At 42.5% G+C, this 15,733-nt stretch carries 8 protein-coding genes; 6 read left to right on the top strand and 2 right to left on the bottom strand.

What is annotated here, in order from left to right:
* Positions 1–99: 99 nt before the first annotated feature.
* Together MusilaSJ_RS11660 and MusilaSJ_RS11665 are read right to left on the bottom strand one after the other, a co-directional pair.
* A complete protein-coding gene (locus MusilaSJ_RS11660; protein WP_274990100.1) occupies positions 100–2,109 on the bottom strand; it encodes a PAS domain S-box protein in 2,010 nt (669 codons plus the stop codon).
* Positions 2,110–2,325: 216 nt separating this feature from the next.
* Positions 2,326–5,112 (bottom strand): hybrid sensor histidine kinase/response regulator transcription factor, encoded by a 2,787-nt coding sequence (locus MusilaSJ_RS11665; RefSeq protein ID WP_274990101.1) that lies wholly within the window; start codon positions 5,110–5,112, stop codon positions 2,326–2,328.
* A 355-nt stretch (positions 5,113–5,467) separates the two neighbouring features.
* Here MusilaSJ_RS11665 and MusilaSJ_RS11670 point away from each other — a divergent pair, with 355 nt between their 5' ends.
* The 6 genes from MusilaSJ_RS11670 to MusilaSJ_RS11695 all read left to right on the top strand — a co-directional run bounded on the left by MusilaSJ_RS11670 (position 5,468) and on the right by MusilaSJ_RS11695 (position 15,581).
* Complete coding sequence (locus tag MusilaSJ_RS11670; RefSeq protein WP_274990102.1) at positions 5,468–6,793, top strand: sugar porter family MFS transporter; 1,326 nt, start codon at positions 5,468–5,470, stop codon at positions 6,791–6,793.
* A 12-nt stretch (positions 6,794–6,805) separates the two neighbouring features.
* Positions 6,806–7,717, top strand: coding sequence for a carbohydrate kinase family protein (locus MusilaSJ_RS11675; protein ID WP_274990103.1), 912 nt, complete (start codon positions 6,806–6,808; stop codon positions 7,715–7,717).
* Between the two features lie 28 nt (positions 7,718–7,745).
* A complete protein-coding gene (locus tag MusilaSJ_RS11680; protein WP_274990104.1) occupies positions 7,746–10,886 on the top strand; it encodes a SusC/RagA family TonB-linked outer membrane protein in 3,141 nt (1,046 codons plus the stop codon).
* 18 nt (positions 10,887–10,904) lie between these two features.
* A complete protein-coding gene (locus tag MusilaSJ_RS11685; RefSeq protein ID WP_274990105.1) occupies positions 10,905–12,611 on the top strand; it encodes a RagB/SusD family nutrient uptake outer membrane protein in 1,707 nt (568 codons plus the stop codon).
* Positions 12,612–12,733: 122 nt separating this feature from the next.
* A complete protein-coding gene (locus tag MusilaSJ_RS11690; RefSeq protein ID WP_274990106.1) occupies positions 12,734–14,263 on the top strand; it encodes a glycoside hydrolase family 32 protein in 1,530 nt (509 codons plus the stop codon).
* A gap of 493 nt (positions 14,264–14,756) precedes the next feature.
* Positions 14,757–15,581, top strand: a complete 825-nt coding sequence (locus MusilaSJ_RS11695; RefSeq protein WP_274990107.1) for a family 16 glycosylhydrolase — start codon at positions 14,757–14,759, stop codon at positions 15,579–15,581.
* Positions 15,582–15,733 lie beyond the last annotated feature (152 nt).

Raw genomic sequence — 15,733 nt, forward strand, 5'->3', positions numbered from 1 at the left:
CTTCTACTGGCATATACAAATGGCTTAAGAAATCGGTGGTGTAGCCGGCTGGTGTATCTTGTGCGCAAAGCCTAATGCCGGAACGGAAAAACTTTAACTTCAGTATCTTTCTTCTCCGTTTTTATGGAGGCGGGCATTAATACTGCTTCGTTTTTTTAGCGGTAAAACGAAGGAAAAAGTCGATCCCATCCGGGGCTCACTTTCTACCCAAATGCGGCCCCCATGCCGTTCAATGATCTCTTTGGTAATGTATAACCCCAGGCCCAGGCCGGTAATGCTCCTGTTTACATCTTTTGCACGATAAAACTGGCTGAATATGTGGCTGATATTTTCCTTATTGATGCCCATACCGTAATCTTTAACAGATACCTGGATTTCCGTTTCTGACTTTTTTACTGATACTTCGATTTTATCAGATTCCGGCGAATATTTGATCGCGTTGGTGATCAGGTTGGTCAATACCTGCTCCAGCCTCATTTTATCCCCTTCTAAAATCATTTCTCCGCTTTCGTCAAAATAAATTTCATGTGATGTGTATGCTTCCCGAATAGCTTCAAGGTTTTCTTTGATAAGCTCCGTAAAATCAAATTCTTCAAAATAAAACTGCAATTTTCCGGATTGTATTTTTGAGATATCAAACAAGTCATTGATCAGGGCATTCAGTTTTTTTAACTGGGTTATTGCCTTTGCAACAAACGGCCGGTTTACATCAATTACCTTTCGTTCCAGCAGTTGTAAAAAACCGCTCATAGAAGTGAGGGGCGTTTTCAATTCATGGGAGGCCAAAGCGATAAATTCGTCTTTTTTCTGACTCAGTTCCTTTACTTCTGTGAACAGCCTGGAATTATCGAGCGCCACTGCCGCCTGGGAAGCCAGGCTAACCACGAAGTCTTCATGCTCTTGCAGGAAAACCCCGGCTTCCGGATGACCAAAGAATAGGCCACCAATAACATTGCCTGAACTGCTTATAACCGGCACGGCCAGGTAGCTTACTACCGGCAGATGCCCGTTGGGCATTCCAAAATATGGTGCATTTTGTCCATACCTGGGGTCTTTCGTTATATCATCTACCCTTAGTACGCCTTCACCGCTAAATGTGCGATGGAAAACTGCCGTATTCCAGGGCATTCCGAAATTTTCAAATGCCTCTTTTGGTGCGCCCGACAAAGAGTACAACATATAGGCTTCGCCGTCCTGATTGATGGTATTATAAAAAAATGCGCCAAAAGCGGCACCGGTAATTTGTGTAGTGGCATCCGTTACTTTTTGCAGGATAGATTCGGTATCAAGTTTCTCTGAAATGGCTTTCCCTATAGTATTCAGGATCTTCAATTTTGTCGCCTGGTGTCGGATAGCCGTTTCGGCTTTTTTTGCAGCTGTAATATCCCTGGCGATCTTTGATGCACCAATAATGGCTCCATGCCGGTCCCTTACCGGTGAAACAGTAAGGGATATATCAATGGCGCTTCCATTTTTATGTAACCTAACCGTTTGGAAATGATCAACTTTGTTACCGTTCCTGATGTTTTCAATGATAACATCTTCTTCGGACAGCCTGTCACGAGGAATGAGAATAGATATATGTTTACCGATAGTCTCTCTTTCCTGGTAACCAAAAATCTTTTCAGCACCACCGTTCCAGGTAGTGATGATCCCGTTAAGGGTTTTGCTAATAATGGCATCATCAGAATTTTCAACAATTGCAGCCAGCATGCCCCGTTTCTCTTCTGTCTCTCTTTCGTGGGTCACATCACGCATGATGTGTGATGCTCCAATAACCTCCCCCTGTTCATTTTTTATTGGAGAAATGGTAAGTGATACCGGAAAATCGACATGTAGTTTGTCGTTGCGGACAGTATATAAGTGATTGATTCTTTCACCTGACCATACACGTTCAAGAATAGCCAATTGTTCCTGACGGACGCTTTCGGGGATAAGGGTAAGGATGTTCTGCCCTAACAACACCGGCGCCGGGCAGCCAAACATTTTTTCAGCAGCCGGATTGCAGTTTAAAATAATATAGTCAAGATCATGGCTCAATACCGCATCTTCCATTCCTTCAAAAATGGCAGTTAGGGTGAAGAGGTCAGGTAATAAGTTATTTTTCATGAAAAGCTATCTTCGTTTTTGCCCTGTCAGTGAATATCCGGTCTTATTTAGATGTGTGGTTTATACATCTTATTCAATCATTGAAAACTCAACAGGCGGTTTCGATGCAGGAGTAACAGGGATTGGCAAAAAAGGTTTTAAGAACCGTGTATGCGGTGTTATCTTGTTATACAATAGCTAACGTTTATTCCTTCGTTAATGATCAGAAAATAAAGCCTATGAATGTTGCTGCTTGCGCTTGTATTCGCTTGGCGTACAGCCATATTTTGCTTTAAAAACCGTGGAGAAATAATTTGGTGTGGAGAAACCCACCATATAGGTTATTTCGGATATCGGATACCCTTCATTCATTAACAAATATTTCGCTTTTTTTAGCCGGCGGTTTAATATGTAATCAGAGATACTGCAGCCAAGCAATGCTTTAACCTTACGGTAAAGCTGGATCCTTGAAATACCTATCAGTTTGCATATTTCATCAACACTAAAGTTCTCATTCGCTAAATTTTGTTCTACAATACCCGCAAAATCATTCAGAAATTTTTTGTCAAGAGCTTTTGATACAGGCACAGTTGATTTACTTACATCACTGGTAAAATGTTCTTTAAGTGTTGCCCGGCTTTTGATCAAATTATTCACGGTCGCGAGTAAATAATCAAAGTTAAATGGCTTAACAATGTAGGCATCGGCCATGCAGGTAATCCCATCTATCTGTTGTTCAACGCTGCCTTGTGCCGTTAAAAGAATAATAGGGATATGAGAGGTGCGGATATCCGTTTTTAGTTTAACAGTTAATGTTTTACCGGACATGCCTGGCAGCACAACATCAGATATGATGAGGTCTGGCACGCGCTCAAAGGTTTCATTTAATCCGCTTGTGCCATTATCCGCTGTAAATATCTCATAAGTAGTTCCCAATTTTTCACACAGGTAGTTCAGCAGGTCCTTATTATCTTCGATGATCAATACAGATTGTTCCCTGGGAGTGCCGAATATTTGCCCTTCATCCGTTAATGTAACAGGTGCAGCCAGGTCTGTAACATAAATTTTTGCCCGCTCTTCAAGATCTGTTTGTTTTGTGTTGATATGCTCCTGCAAAGTTTGGCCAAAATGACCATTTCCCAATAGCAGGTTAATGGTAAAAGTAGTCCCTTCCCATTTTTTACTCTTAACTTCGATACTGCCATGATGCAAGGACACGATTTCTTTTGATAGCGCAAGCCCTAAACCGGATCCTCCTGAAGAGCTGTTTTCGGCCTGGTAAAACTGCTCAAATACATGGGCGGTGTCCTGCGGCTCCATTCCGATCCCGTTATCCTGGATGGCAATATCAACGGAGTTATCATCTCTGTTTTTGAAACTTACCTGGATACGGCCATTGTCGCTGGTAAACTTTAGCGCATTAGCTATGATATTAAAAAACACCTTATCTAACAGGTTAACATCATACCAAACAATTATCTGTTGCTCATCGCTTACCAGGCTCAGGCTGATATTACGCTTCTGGGCATTTTCCTGAAAACTTGTAACGATCTCCCGGACAAATTCAATAATATTATTAGGAGATACATTGATCTGCTGTTTATCATATTCTATTTTACGGTACTCGATCAACTGATTAACCAGGCGCAGCAAACGGTATACGTTTTTATGGATTAGTTTCAGACTTTTCCCTGCAACCAGGTTTAGCTTTTCATTACTCATCATATCTTCTACCGGCGAGAGGATAAGTGTGAGCGGCGTACGGAACTCATGAGAAATATTGGTGAAAAATTGCAGTTTAGCCTCCGTCGCTACTTCAGCTTTTGCCGACATCTCGATGAGCTGGTTACGCTGCTGCAGAATTTCATTATTTTTTACCTCAAGGCTTTTGTTGATCTTCCGGTTTTCCATGAGCCAGTAAAATGCAAGACCGCCAAAAACAATAGCTAACACCAGCGACATTACAATTACATTTAAAACCAATTGCTGGCTGTTGTACACCTCACGCTGCTCCGTCAATAATGATCGCTGCCGTTCAATATCTTTCTGCTGACTGCTGATCTTGCTCCATTGCATTTTCATTAGCTGTACATTGGCAGAGTCAATAACAACCGACTGTAACAGGTTTTCCCTTGCGAACGACTCTTTATTCAGGATCCTGAAAGCGGTCATAATTGCTTCTTTACCCCCTGTAGGATATAGCATACTGGCATTGATAGTTTTTGAAGCAACCATTTGCAGGCCACCTCCATGTCCGGGCAGGGCATCAACACCCAATACTTTAATGCCGTGCAAATTAAACCCGTCAAGCACCTCTCTTGTCCCGAGGGCCATTACGTCGTTATGCGCAAATATTACATCTGCATTTTTTATAACAGGCACTATCCTGGTCAATTGCTTTTTAGCGCTATCCTTTAACCAATCGCCATATATCCTGTCGGCTATATTAATATCAGCATATCGCCTTAACCCGTCGGAAAAGCCGCGGTCCCTTTCAATAGCCGGAGACGAGCCGGGCAGCCCCATAACTTCTACAACGCTCCCCCTTCCCTTTAAAAGGGCACCTGCATATTCACCCGCCATTTTACCTATCTGGTAATTATCCGCACCAACATAAGCTGTATATAAAGCTGATGATGTTTTACGGTCGATCACGATTACGGGGATACCTTTATTGTACGTTTGTTCCACTATCCCGGTGAGGGGCTGCGCTTCGTTGGGTGATATGATCAGCAGATCGACGCCATCATCCAGCATTTTTTTCACCTGTTCAACCTGTTTACTGCTGTTACCGTCCGCATCGGCATAAATAAACCGGGCGTCAGGGTGTAATGAAAGTTCCATCCTCATTTCATCAAGCATCGTACGACGCCAGAGATCAGAACCAATACATTGCGAAAACCCTATCGTATACTGTGATGTTTTATCAGCCCGCTTACAACCGGCAGCAATAAGCATCATAAAACCGATCAGTATGATACCGGTCCGTATGTTTTTTGCACGCCATTGATTAAGCAAGGTCATAAGCTCAGATTATTTGGAAGAAAAAGGTAATAAACAGGATTAATTATTGGTTTATTTTTTCCGTTTTAGGATTAAACAAAGTAAAGATATCTATAAACGTTCCTGAAAAACAAATTTATAGGGCCGGGCAACCTACCTCACAACCGGAGTGATGTAACCAAATTGAAAGTAACAGGTAACATAAACGAATATTTCAATTTCAAATTTTGCATTTTTTATTTTATCTAACTGAAAACCAACAAGATAAAACAAGATTGATTTTTATACTTTATTGATACAAAATCAGTAACCCTCACATGGCCCATTACCCTACTTTGGCCTCAATAAATCCAATATAACACCTTTTATAATTATTATGAGAAAACACTCCGTCCTGGCCTGGTCCATGGTCGTGGCCCTTGGTGGCTTCCTTTTCGGGTTTGATACTGCCGTGATATCGGGCGCCGAAAAATCTATCCAGCAATTCTGGCACCTATCCGTAGTGGAGCATGGGTTCACGATTTCTATCGCGCTAATAGGAACAGTCATCGGGTCATTGTTAGGAGCCCGGCCTTCAGATCTGTTTGGCCGTAAAAACACGCTCTACTTTGTAGCTGCGGCGTATTTGCTATCATCATTGGGCACTGCACTGGCCGATAGCTGGTATGTGTTCCTGGTTTTCAGGTTACTGGGCGGTCTTGGTGTTGGTATCTCATCAGTTACAGCACCTATCTATATTTCAGAAGTTTCACCTGCTGACCGCCGGGGCAGGCTGGTGGGCCTGTTTCAGTTTAACGTGGTGCTGGGCATTCTGATATCATATCTGTCCAACTACCTTATCAGCCAGGTTGGCGAAACTTCATGGCGATGGATGCTTGGCGTACAGGCTTTCCCTTCGGCTCTGTTTTTAATACTGATCTACTTTATACCTGAAAGCCCGCGCTGGCTTATTCTTAAAAAGGGCGAAATGGAAAAGGCCCTCGGGATCTTACGGATCATTAATCCGCTTAACTGTGAACAGGAGCTGGCATCTATCAAACACTCAACTTTAAATGATACTGCTTCCGGCGGCAACCTCTTCTCGGGTCAATATAAAACACCTATAATATTAGCTGTGCTGTTCGCCTTTTTCAACCAGGTTTCGGGTATCAATGCTATTATTTATTATGCACCCCGCATATTTGAAATGGCGGGCCTTGGAGCCCATTCATCGTTATTGTCAACAGTGGGTCTTGGGGCAATCAACTTTGTGTTCACCCTTGCGGCTATTAATATTATTGATAAAGTAGGTCGCCGGATTCTGATGCTCATTGGTTCGGTTGGTCTGATCATTTCCCTGTTCCTGGTAGCCTACACCTTTTACTCCGGAAACATGAGCGGCTTTGCCGTTCCCGCTTATATGATGCTGTTCATTGCATTCTTTGCGTTTTCGCAGGGTGCCGTTATCTGGGTATTTATTTCGGAAATATTTCCAAACCAGGTACGTGCCAAGGGCCAAACATTGGGCAGCTCAACCCACTGGATCATGGCTGCATTGATCGCTTTCTCCTTTCCGTATTTCGCCGAAAAGCTTGGCGGCACAATAACATTTTCCTTTTTCGGCACCATGATGATATGCCAGCTAATTTTTGTGTGGAGGTTGATGCCCGAAACCAAAGGCAGATCGCTGGAGCAAATTGAAACTAACATGGTAATGCATTAATCAAGATCTGCTATGATGAACCTACACACAAATACCATAACGCCGGCCATTTGCTATGGCGAGATACTTTGGGATGTTTTGCCGGATGGCCCCCAACCCGGAGGTGCTTTGCTGAATGTTTCATACCATCTTAATAAACTGGGTATACCCACCAGCCTGGTAAGTAAAATTGGTAATGACGCCGATGGTCAAAAGCTTGAAAACCTGCTCGACGACTGGGGCATAAAAAAACACCTGCTGCAAACAGATTCCGAACACCCAACCAGCCAGGTGATAGCCAAAATGAATAATGGCAACGAGGTATCCTACGAGATTATTTTTCCTGTAGCCTGGGATTTTATTAATGACAGCGAGCACATCAAAACACAGATCAGGCCTTCAACCTATTTCGTTTTCGGTAGCCTTGCGTCAAGGAACAACGTATCGCGCAACACCTTGTTTGAGCTGCTGGAAAGCGATGCTATCAAAGTATTCGACATTAATTTGAGGCCACCCTTTATAAGCCGTGACCTGCTGGCCGATCTGCTGCACAAAGCCAACATCGTAAAATTTAACCAGGCCGAGCTTGAGATGGTGCAGGGCCTGTTCAGGGGTTCATTCTGGAAGGAATCGGAACAGATCAAATTTATCCAGGATCATTTTAACATCCCTGAGATCATAGTTACCAAAGGCGAATTCGGCGCTTCTTATTATAAAGAAGATAAAGCCTATCACATTGCCGGGCGTGAGGTGAAAGTAAGGGATACCATAGGGAGCGGCGATTCCTTTTTAGCGGCATTCATAGCCAACCATTACCGTGGCGAATCACCAGAAATTTTACTAAAAAATGCAATAGCGATGGGCGGCTTCATTGCAACGAAGAAAGGAGGTTGTCCGGATTATAAAATCAAAGAATACCAAGACTTTATAAACAAAATGTTTTAACCAACCAATTACACTTAAACAAAAATCAATGAGAAAATTATTACTTATTTGTTCCTTTCTTATACTGCTCATAAGTGAAGGATATGCACAATCCCGCACCATAAGCGGGACCGTGTTAGACAACTCCTCGAAACCTATAGACGGAGTTACTATAGTGGTTGTTGAAACCCAAAAATCAACATTATCAGATGCAAACGGAAAGTTCAGTATCGCTGTAAAAAATGGTCAATCGGTGCGGTTTTCTTATGTAGGCGCCAAACCAATACTGGTTACTATCACTGCGGATACCAAAACACTTGACGTAGTATTTAAAGACGCGGAAAACAAGCTGAATGAAGTAGTTGTAACCGGTTACACTTCTGAAAGAAAGAAGGATTTAACAGGCGCGGTTGCGGTTGTTGATTTGGCACCGGTAAAAAACAATAGTTCGGGAAATACCATGCAGGCTTTACAGGGTCGCGTTGCCGGTTTATATATTGAAAAAGATGGCTCGGCAAATGGAGCAACCAGCAGGATCCTGATCAGGGGGGCCAATACTTTAGGCAATAACAACCCGCTGTATATTATTGATGGAATCCCTACCACCAGGCCGGAGGTATTTCAAAACCTGTCGCCTTCAAATATAGCGTCGGTTCAGGTACTGAAGGATGCTTCATCCGAATCAATTTATGGTTCACGCGCATCTAACGGCGTTGTCATCGTTACAACAAAAAACGGCGGCAACACCGAGGGCAAGGTACAGTTCCAGTTCAATAACAGTACTTCAATCCAGTCCGAAAAATCGTTACGGTTTAAAATGCTGAACTCTGTAGACAGAGGTAGGGCCTTGTGGCAAGCTTCAGTTAACGATGGGCAGGACCCCGCCGCGGGTTATGGAGAGATCTATAACTTTGATTGGAATAATAATTTCAGTAACCCTGTTTTAAACAGCGTTACGCCTAAACCGTTTGTAGGCGGCGACCCCAACACTCCCGCCGGCGATACCGACTGGCAAAGCGTGTTATATAAAACAGCTTTTGTCTACAATAATGATTTTACGGCTTCGGTAGGTAATAAAAACTCTTCTATCCAGATAAATTTTGGGAACATCAAGAATACCGGCCTTGTACGCTTTACCAAGTACGGACGCACCACAGGTAGCATTAATGCCATAACACGGCCTTTTGATGGCAAAGTTACCTTTGGCGTCAATATAAAAATCACTAACTCAAACGAAACCCTTACCACTAACGATCTGGGTGGTGCCTCGACCCCATTTCTGGCAGTTACGCTGGCGCCCACTATCCCCGTTTATCAAAAAGATGGTGTAACCTACGCCGGCGAATCAGGGGCTGGTTACTCTGACAGGAACAACCCACTGCACATGCAGGATCTTGCCAAATGGAATAACGCCAACAGGTTAAACACATTCGGCAACGTATTTTTAGAAGTACAACCCATTAAGAATTTATACTTCCGGTCAAATTATGGTGCCGATAATGCAGACTACCTGAGCAAGGTAATTACACCAACTTTTTCGGAGGGTGCATTAAACCGCACTACCAACAGCTTATTTTTTGATCAGAACCATTACCTGAGCACCACGCTTTCTAACACTTTGAGGTACAGCTATGATTTGAATAGCAGGCATCATTTTAAAATATTAGTTGGTACAGAGTATATTAAAACCTTTACTGATTTTCAAACTACCCTAAAACAAGGATACGCTATCCAAACAGAAGACTACTTTACCTTAGATGCTGGCACAGGAAATACTATTGTTACAGGCAGATCAACAGGTAACAGTTTGTTTTCGCAGTTTGGCCGCTTTGATTACAATTATGCAGGCAAATATTTAGTGTCGGCTACCGTTCGTCGTGACGGTTCATCAAGGTTTGGTGCCAATAACCAATATGGTATCTTCCCATCTGCATCTCTCGGCTGGAAAATAGACCAGGAAAATTTCATGAAAAACGGCACCCTTTTTTCTGAACTGAAATTAAGGGCAGGCATAGGCCGCGTAGGTAACCAGGAAATTGGTGATCTGTCACGTTATGCGCTTTACAATACACGCTATGGCACTACCCAAAACCAACTTACGCCAGGCTTTTGGGAGCAATATATGAATGTGGGCACTGCATATTCATTATCCGGCGCTAACACAGGTTCGTTGCCATCGGGCTTCGTTCAAACCCAGGCAGAAAACCCTGCTCTTAAATGGGAAACAACCGACGAATTGAATACCGGGTTGGACTTTGCTATATTAAACGGTAAGATCTCCGGTTCATTTGACTATTTTACCAGGAAAACCACCGGCATCCTGATTACGCCTCCCGTTGCATCGGCATTGGGCGAAGGACAATCTAAAACTGTTAACGGTGCATCAAAAACCAATAGAGGCTGGGAGTTTTTAGTAACCTATCACGGCCAACGGTCAGGAGATTTTAATTACAATGTAACTTTAAACTTTTCTCATTTCAGGGATAAGATCACCGATTTACCGGAGAACGTTAGACCAGCCTATCCGGGTAATATAGATAATACCATCATAGGGCATTCGCAGTTTGATATATTTGGTTATAAAACCAATGGCCTTTTCCAATCGCAAGCCGAAGTTGATGCTGCCCCAACGCAAATCGGCGCCGGGCCGGGCAGGATCCGTTATGTTGATATTAATCACGACGGAAAAATTGATGCCAACGATCAAACCTGGATAGGTACTACACTGCCGGCCTTAGAGTACGGCGCAAGAATTGACCTGACCTACAAAAAATTCGACCTATCTATATTCGGATCGGGTGTTGCCGGCCGAAAGGGATTTGACGTATATACCCTGTATAACAATTTGATGCATAGCCGGGAAAATGTAGGGCCGGGTGTATTTGATGGCTGGACACCACAGCATACCAACACCAACGTACCGGCATTAACACTAAAAGACAATAACAACGAAGGCCGTACTTCTGATTATTTCATTGTAAACACCTCCTATTTTAAATTAAGGAACCTTCAACTTGGATATACCATTTTACCTAAAGCTGTATTTACCAGGCTAAGGGTGTTTGCCATGGCCGAAAACATATTTACTGTAAAAAGCAGTAAATACCTGAGCCCTGATCCAGAGCGGATTGACCTCAACCCCATCCCAATTCCGCGGATCTTCAGTTTTGGCGTCAATGCATCCTTTTAACAATAAAAATCATTCAATATGAAATCGAAAATATTAGTAACAACTATTTTATCGGGGCTAATAATTTTTAGCTCCTGTAAAAAAGCATTAGATTATACTCCAAAGGGTGTATTATCTTCTTCAGATTTAAAGTCGCCAACCGCAGTTGAAGGTTTGGTAACCGCGGCTTATGCAGCTATTGGAAACGGTGATATGATAGGGCCTATATACAGCGACTGGGCTTATGGCAGCGTTCGTTCAGATGACGCTTATAAGGGCGGCGGCGGTACAGGCGATGTTGGCGAAGTTGACGCTTTGGAACATTACAACCTGGTAACGCCCTCGATGGATTCGTTTGTGTCACGCACCTGGAAAAATTTGTTTAAATCTATTTCAAGGGCAAATGTGGCGATTAGGGCAGTTAACTCCCTTTCGGATGCTGAATTCCCAAACAAAAAGGTCCGTTTGGCCGAACTGAGGTTTTTGCGGGCACATAGCTATTTTACCATGAAATTGCTGTACAAAAACATCCCCATTTTTGACGAAACCGCAACTGCTGCCGACATCCTGAAGGTTTCAAATACTTTATCAAATGACGATTCATGGAATAAAATTGCCGCTGATTTTCAATATGCAGTTGATAATTTACCAACTACGCAACCCGATCTGGCCAGGGCCAATAAATTAAACGCTCAGGCTTATTTAGCCAAATTAAGATTGTACCAGGCCTATGAGCAGGATGATAAACACCATGTGATCAATATCAATAAAACAAGGTTACAGGAAGTTGTTACGCTTACACAAGCGGTGATCGCATCCGGTAAATATTCCTTAAGTGCAGATATTGCTGATAATTTTTTACCCGAAACAGAGAACGGGCCGGAATCGGTATTTGCCATACAATTTACGATCAATGATGGCACAACTGCCGGGCGTTTAAATTTTGAAGATGGGCTAAACTATCCGCACGGGGCGCCTCAATATGGCTGCTGCGGGTTCCATGCTGCAAGTCAGAATTTAGTAAATGCCTATACAACTGATGCCAATGGTTTACCTAACTTTGATACATTCAATAACGGCATAGCCGATCTGTCGAAAGTCACTGTAGATACCAGGTTAGACCATACTGTTGGTATTGACGGGCATCCGTATAAATATGATAACACCAAACCATTCAGTAACAGTTGGGTGCGTGATCCGGGTGTTTATGGTAATTTTCATACTATGCGTAACCAGCAATTGGCTACAAGCGCATCTTATTTTAAACTGGGGCCGTTTATGGGCTCGGCAAAAAATTATGATATCATCAGGTATGATGACGTTTTATTAATGCAGGCTGAAGCTTACATTGAGTTAGGGCAACAAGCAAATGCACTGCCATTAATTAATCAAATCAGAAACAGAGCTGCAGCCAGTACAGGGCGACTTAAAAAGCTGGATGGAACTTTCCCTTCATCCTACAATATAAAACCCTATAGCCCGGCAAACTGGACACAGGACTATGCCCGCAAGGCTTTACAATGGGAAAGGCGATTGGAATTTGCTACCGAAGGGGCACGTTTCTTTGATTTAGTTAGATGGGGGATTGCAGAAAAAACTTTAAACGACTACATTAATGTTGAAAAAGTTAGGAGACCATTTTTAGCAACGGCTAAATTTACTGCCGGAAGAGATGAATACCTTCCGATTCCGCAATCGGAAATTACCTTCACCAACGGTTTATATAAACAAAACCCTGGCTATTAAACTATAATTAAACAACGGAAACCTGGCCTGAATTATCAGGCCGGGATTCCCTTTTTTATACCAAAAGTACCATAAGTTTTTGCATACCCTGCCAAATGTATAACCTATTAAAAGCTTAAATTATGAAAACAAAATGTGGCACATTTATATTGCCCCTCCTTATTGCTTTAAATTGTATTTGTAAGGCCCAGGATTCTTCCCAAAAACCTTATACAGATGAACATCGCCCTCAGGTACACTTTTCACCGGCCCAGCATTGGATGAACGACCCTAACGGTATGGTTTATTATAATCATACTTATCATTTATTTTTCCAGTATTATCCTAAAGACATTGTATGGGGGCCAATGCACTGGGGGCATGCGGAAAGTAAAGACCTAATCCACTGGAAACAGTTACCTATCGCATTGTATCCGGATAGCCTTGGATATATTTTTTCTGGTAGCGCTGTTGTCGATTCCAATAATACAACTGGTTTTGGTAAAAATGGCAAAATACCCCTGGTGGCCATATTCACCCATCATGATCCTAAAGGAGAAAAAGACGGCACCGATAAGTTCCAAAACCAAAGCCTTGCCTATAGCCTGGATGGCGGCGGCACATGGACTAAATACAGCGGCAACCCGGTTTTGAAAAACCCCGGTGTCCGTGATTTCCGCGACCCCAAAGTGATGTGGTATGGCCCGGAGAAAAAATGGGTAATGACCCTTGCAACTCAAGATCATATCTCCTTCTATTCGGCCCCTGACCTGAAAAACTGGAAAAAGGAAAGTGAATTTGGTATCAAAGCAGGTGCACACGGGGGTGTATGGGAATGTCCTGATCTGTTCCCGCTAAAAATGAACGGAAAAACCTACTGGATTCTGATCGTAAACCTTAATCCCGGCGGGCCTAACGGCGGTTCAGCAACGCAATATTTTGTAGGAAATTTTGACGGGAATAAGTTTAGTCCCCTTGATTCAAATACCAGGTGGCTTGACTACGGCCCCGACGAATATGCAGGCATTACGTGGAGCAATACCGGCAGCCGTAAAATATTTTTAGGGTGGATGAGCAACTGGCAATATGCCAACCAGGTACCCACAAAGGCCTGGCGTAATGCTGCAACCATTCCACGTGAGCTTAGCCTGAAACAAAGCAAAGGCCAAATTTTACTGGTATCCAAACCGGTGGCTGAATTAAAAAACATTGAAGAAAAAACAATTGTGTTAAAGCAGCCCGTGGTTACCAAGTCTCTTGATCTTACTTCAAAAATTAATAAGCTCAAAAGCCGATATGTTTTAAAATTGAGCTTTGCTACCTTAAAAGATTATAGCATCAGGCTATCAAACACCAAAGGTGAAGAACTGCTTATTGGTTACGACCCTGCAAAAGATGAATACTATATAGATCGTACCAAAGCCGGAAAAATGGATTTCCAAAAGAATTTTTCGGGCCGTTTTACCGCACCGCGGCAAAGCGCTGCTAAAAATTCCGACCTCATTTTAGTAGTCGACAAATCATCTGTAGAGCTATTTGCTGACGGAGGTTTAACTACTATGACTGCAATTTATTTCCCAACCGGTGATTTCAATAACCTTGCCGTTAAAACCACCGGAAAATTAGCCATTAATAATATTAGCATTTCCGGATTGAGGTCTATCTGGAAATAACCGGCAACAGTGAGCTAAAAAAGATTTGAAATGGTTTTGCACCCGTCATATGAATGTGTAATTCCATTTCAAATCTTTTTCTTGTGATAAGGTTTAGGTGAAATATTGTGTTTCCGAACTCCATTCAGTGTATTATCCCGTCTTGTCCATTGCAAATATACTAATATTTTTAGCATTTCAAATTCTAAATTTTAAAAAACAGAAATTCAGGATTAAGATCTGGTGATTGGGCTTCCGAAAAAGAATCATAAGCTCCGAAAGGTTGTTTTCATCCCAAAAACAACCTTTTTTATTTCCCGACATTTCCGGTTATTCTTTCCAATCGCTTTATCGCCTCGCTATATTATAATATTAATATATAAATAACCCCCATAAATTCCAGTTTTGCCCCCCATCCATGGGATTTTAAGTATGTTAATTTGTGTCACCAATTAACCAGTACTCTCATTAACTATCGGGAGAAGCACACCTATTAACCTAAAAAATCTTTATTATGAAAAATTTAACTTTTGTTTTAATTGCATTTATTGTGATTACATCGTTTTTTGCATGTAGAAAAGATAATGCAGCCACCGCTAATTCCGCGGTAACTACTTCAGCCAGTCATCTTGCAACCAATGCGGTATCATGGGTAAATGTTATTCCTTCTACCTCCTTTAGCTCGTACAGCACTTATTGGAATGACCTGTATCCATGGGGATCTGATCATAACGGGTCTGCCCGTATGCGCTCTCAAAATATTTCAGTTTCCGGAGGTGTACTTACATTAACCAGTGCACCCAGCGGCAGCGTAGGCAACAGCAATAAAGATCCATATTTACCAATCCATTATTATTCAGGGACAATTTATGCCAAGACCGTACCTGTGGTAACCGACTCCTGGCCTAAGTGGCATTTTAAAGGGGAATTTCAATGCGAATCACAAACCGGTACATGGCCTGCCTTTTGGGTAACAGGCGCCGATTCATGGCCACCCGAAAGCGACTTTATGGAATTTAAAGGGAGTGCTACCTGCTGGACAAACACCTACAAAAATGCGAGCGGAGGCTGGTCAAGTGTGGGTACAACTATTTCCAGCCCCGGAAACTGGCACACTTACTCAGTTTACATGACCAAGACCAATGCGACCGACGTGTCAATCGAATACTGGATAGATGGTGTTTTAAAAAGCACACAAACAGGCGCCAACTTTGTTGGTAAAAACCTGAATATCATTATCGATTACCAAATGGAAGGATCGTCAGGATCACCAGGTCCTACCGGCACCACTTATATGCGCGCAAGGAATGTAATTGTTGAAAAAAGCGCTACGTTATAACTTCAACCAAATTATAGGCTTGCTTCTCCGGTACCGGTGATATTGCTGGTTCATTAAAACTAAAAAGGGTATGTATGCGCAAAAGCGAAATACGTGCCCTTTTAGCTATTACTTCAAAAATGGAACCACGCATAATTTATAAATAAATTAAT

This window comes from Mucilaginibacter sp. SJ, assembly GCF_028993635.1.
Classification (GTDB): domain Bacteria; phylum Bacteroidota; class Bacteroidia; order Sphingobacteriales; family Sphingobacteriaceae; genus Mucilaginibacter.

Coding starts and splice junctions, on each gene's coding strand:
- MusilaSJ_RS11685 (WP_274990105.1), top strand. CDS start 10,905: ATGAAATCGAAAATATTAGTAACAACTATTTTATCGGGGCTAATAATT.
- MusilaSJ_RS11695 (WP_274990107.1), top strand. CDS start 14,757: ATGAAAAATTTAACTTTTGTTTTAATTGCATTTATTGTGATTACATCG.
- MusilaSJ_RS11675 (WP_274990103.1), top strand. CDS start 6,806: ATGATGAACCTACACACAAATACCATAACGCCGGCCATTTGCTATGGC.
- MusilaSJ_RS11660 (WP_274990100.1), bottom strand. CDS start 2,109: ATGAAAAATAACTTATTACCTGACCTCTTCACCCTAACTGCCATTTTT.
- MusilaSJ_RS11665 (WP_274990101.1), bottom strand. CDS start 5,112: ATGACCTTGCTTAATCAATGGCGTGCAAAAAACATACGGACCGGTATC.
- MusilaSJ_RS11680 (WP_274990104.1), top strand. CDS start 7,746: ATGAGAAAATTATTACTTATTTGTTCCTTTCTTATACTGCTCATAAGT.
- MusilaSJ_RS11690 (WP_274990106.1), top strand. CDS start 12,734: ATGAAAACAAAATGTGGCACATTTATATTGCCCCTCCTTATTGCTTTA.
- MusilaSJ_RS11670 (WP_274990102.1), top strand. CDS start 5,468: ATGAGAAAACACTCCGTCCTGGCCTGGTCCATGGTCGTGGCCCTTGGT.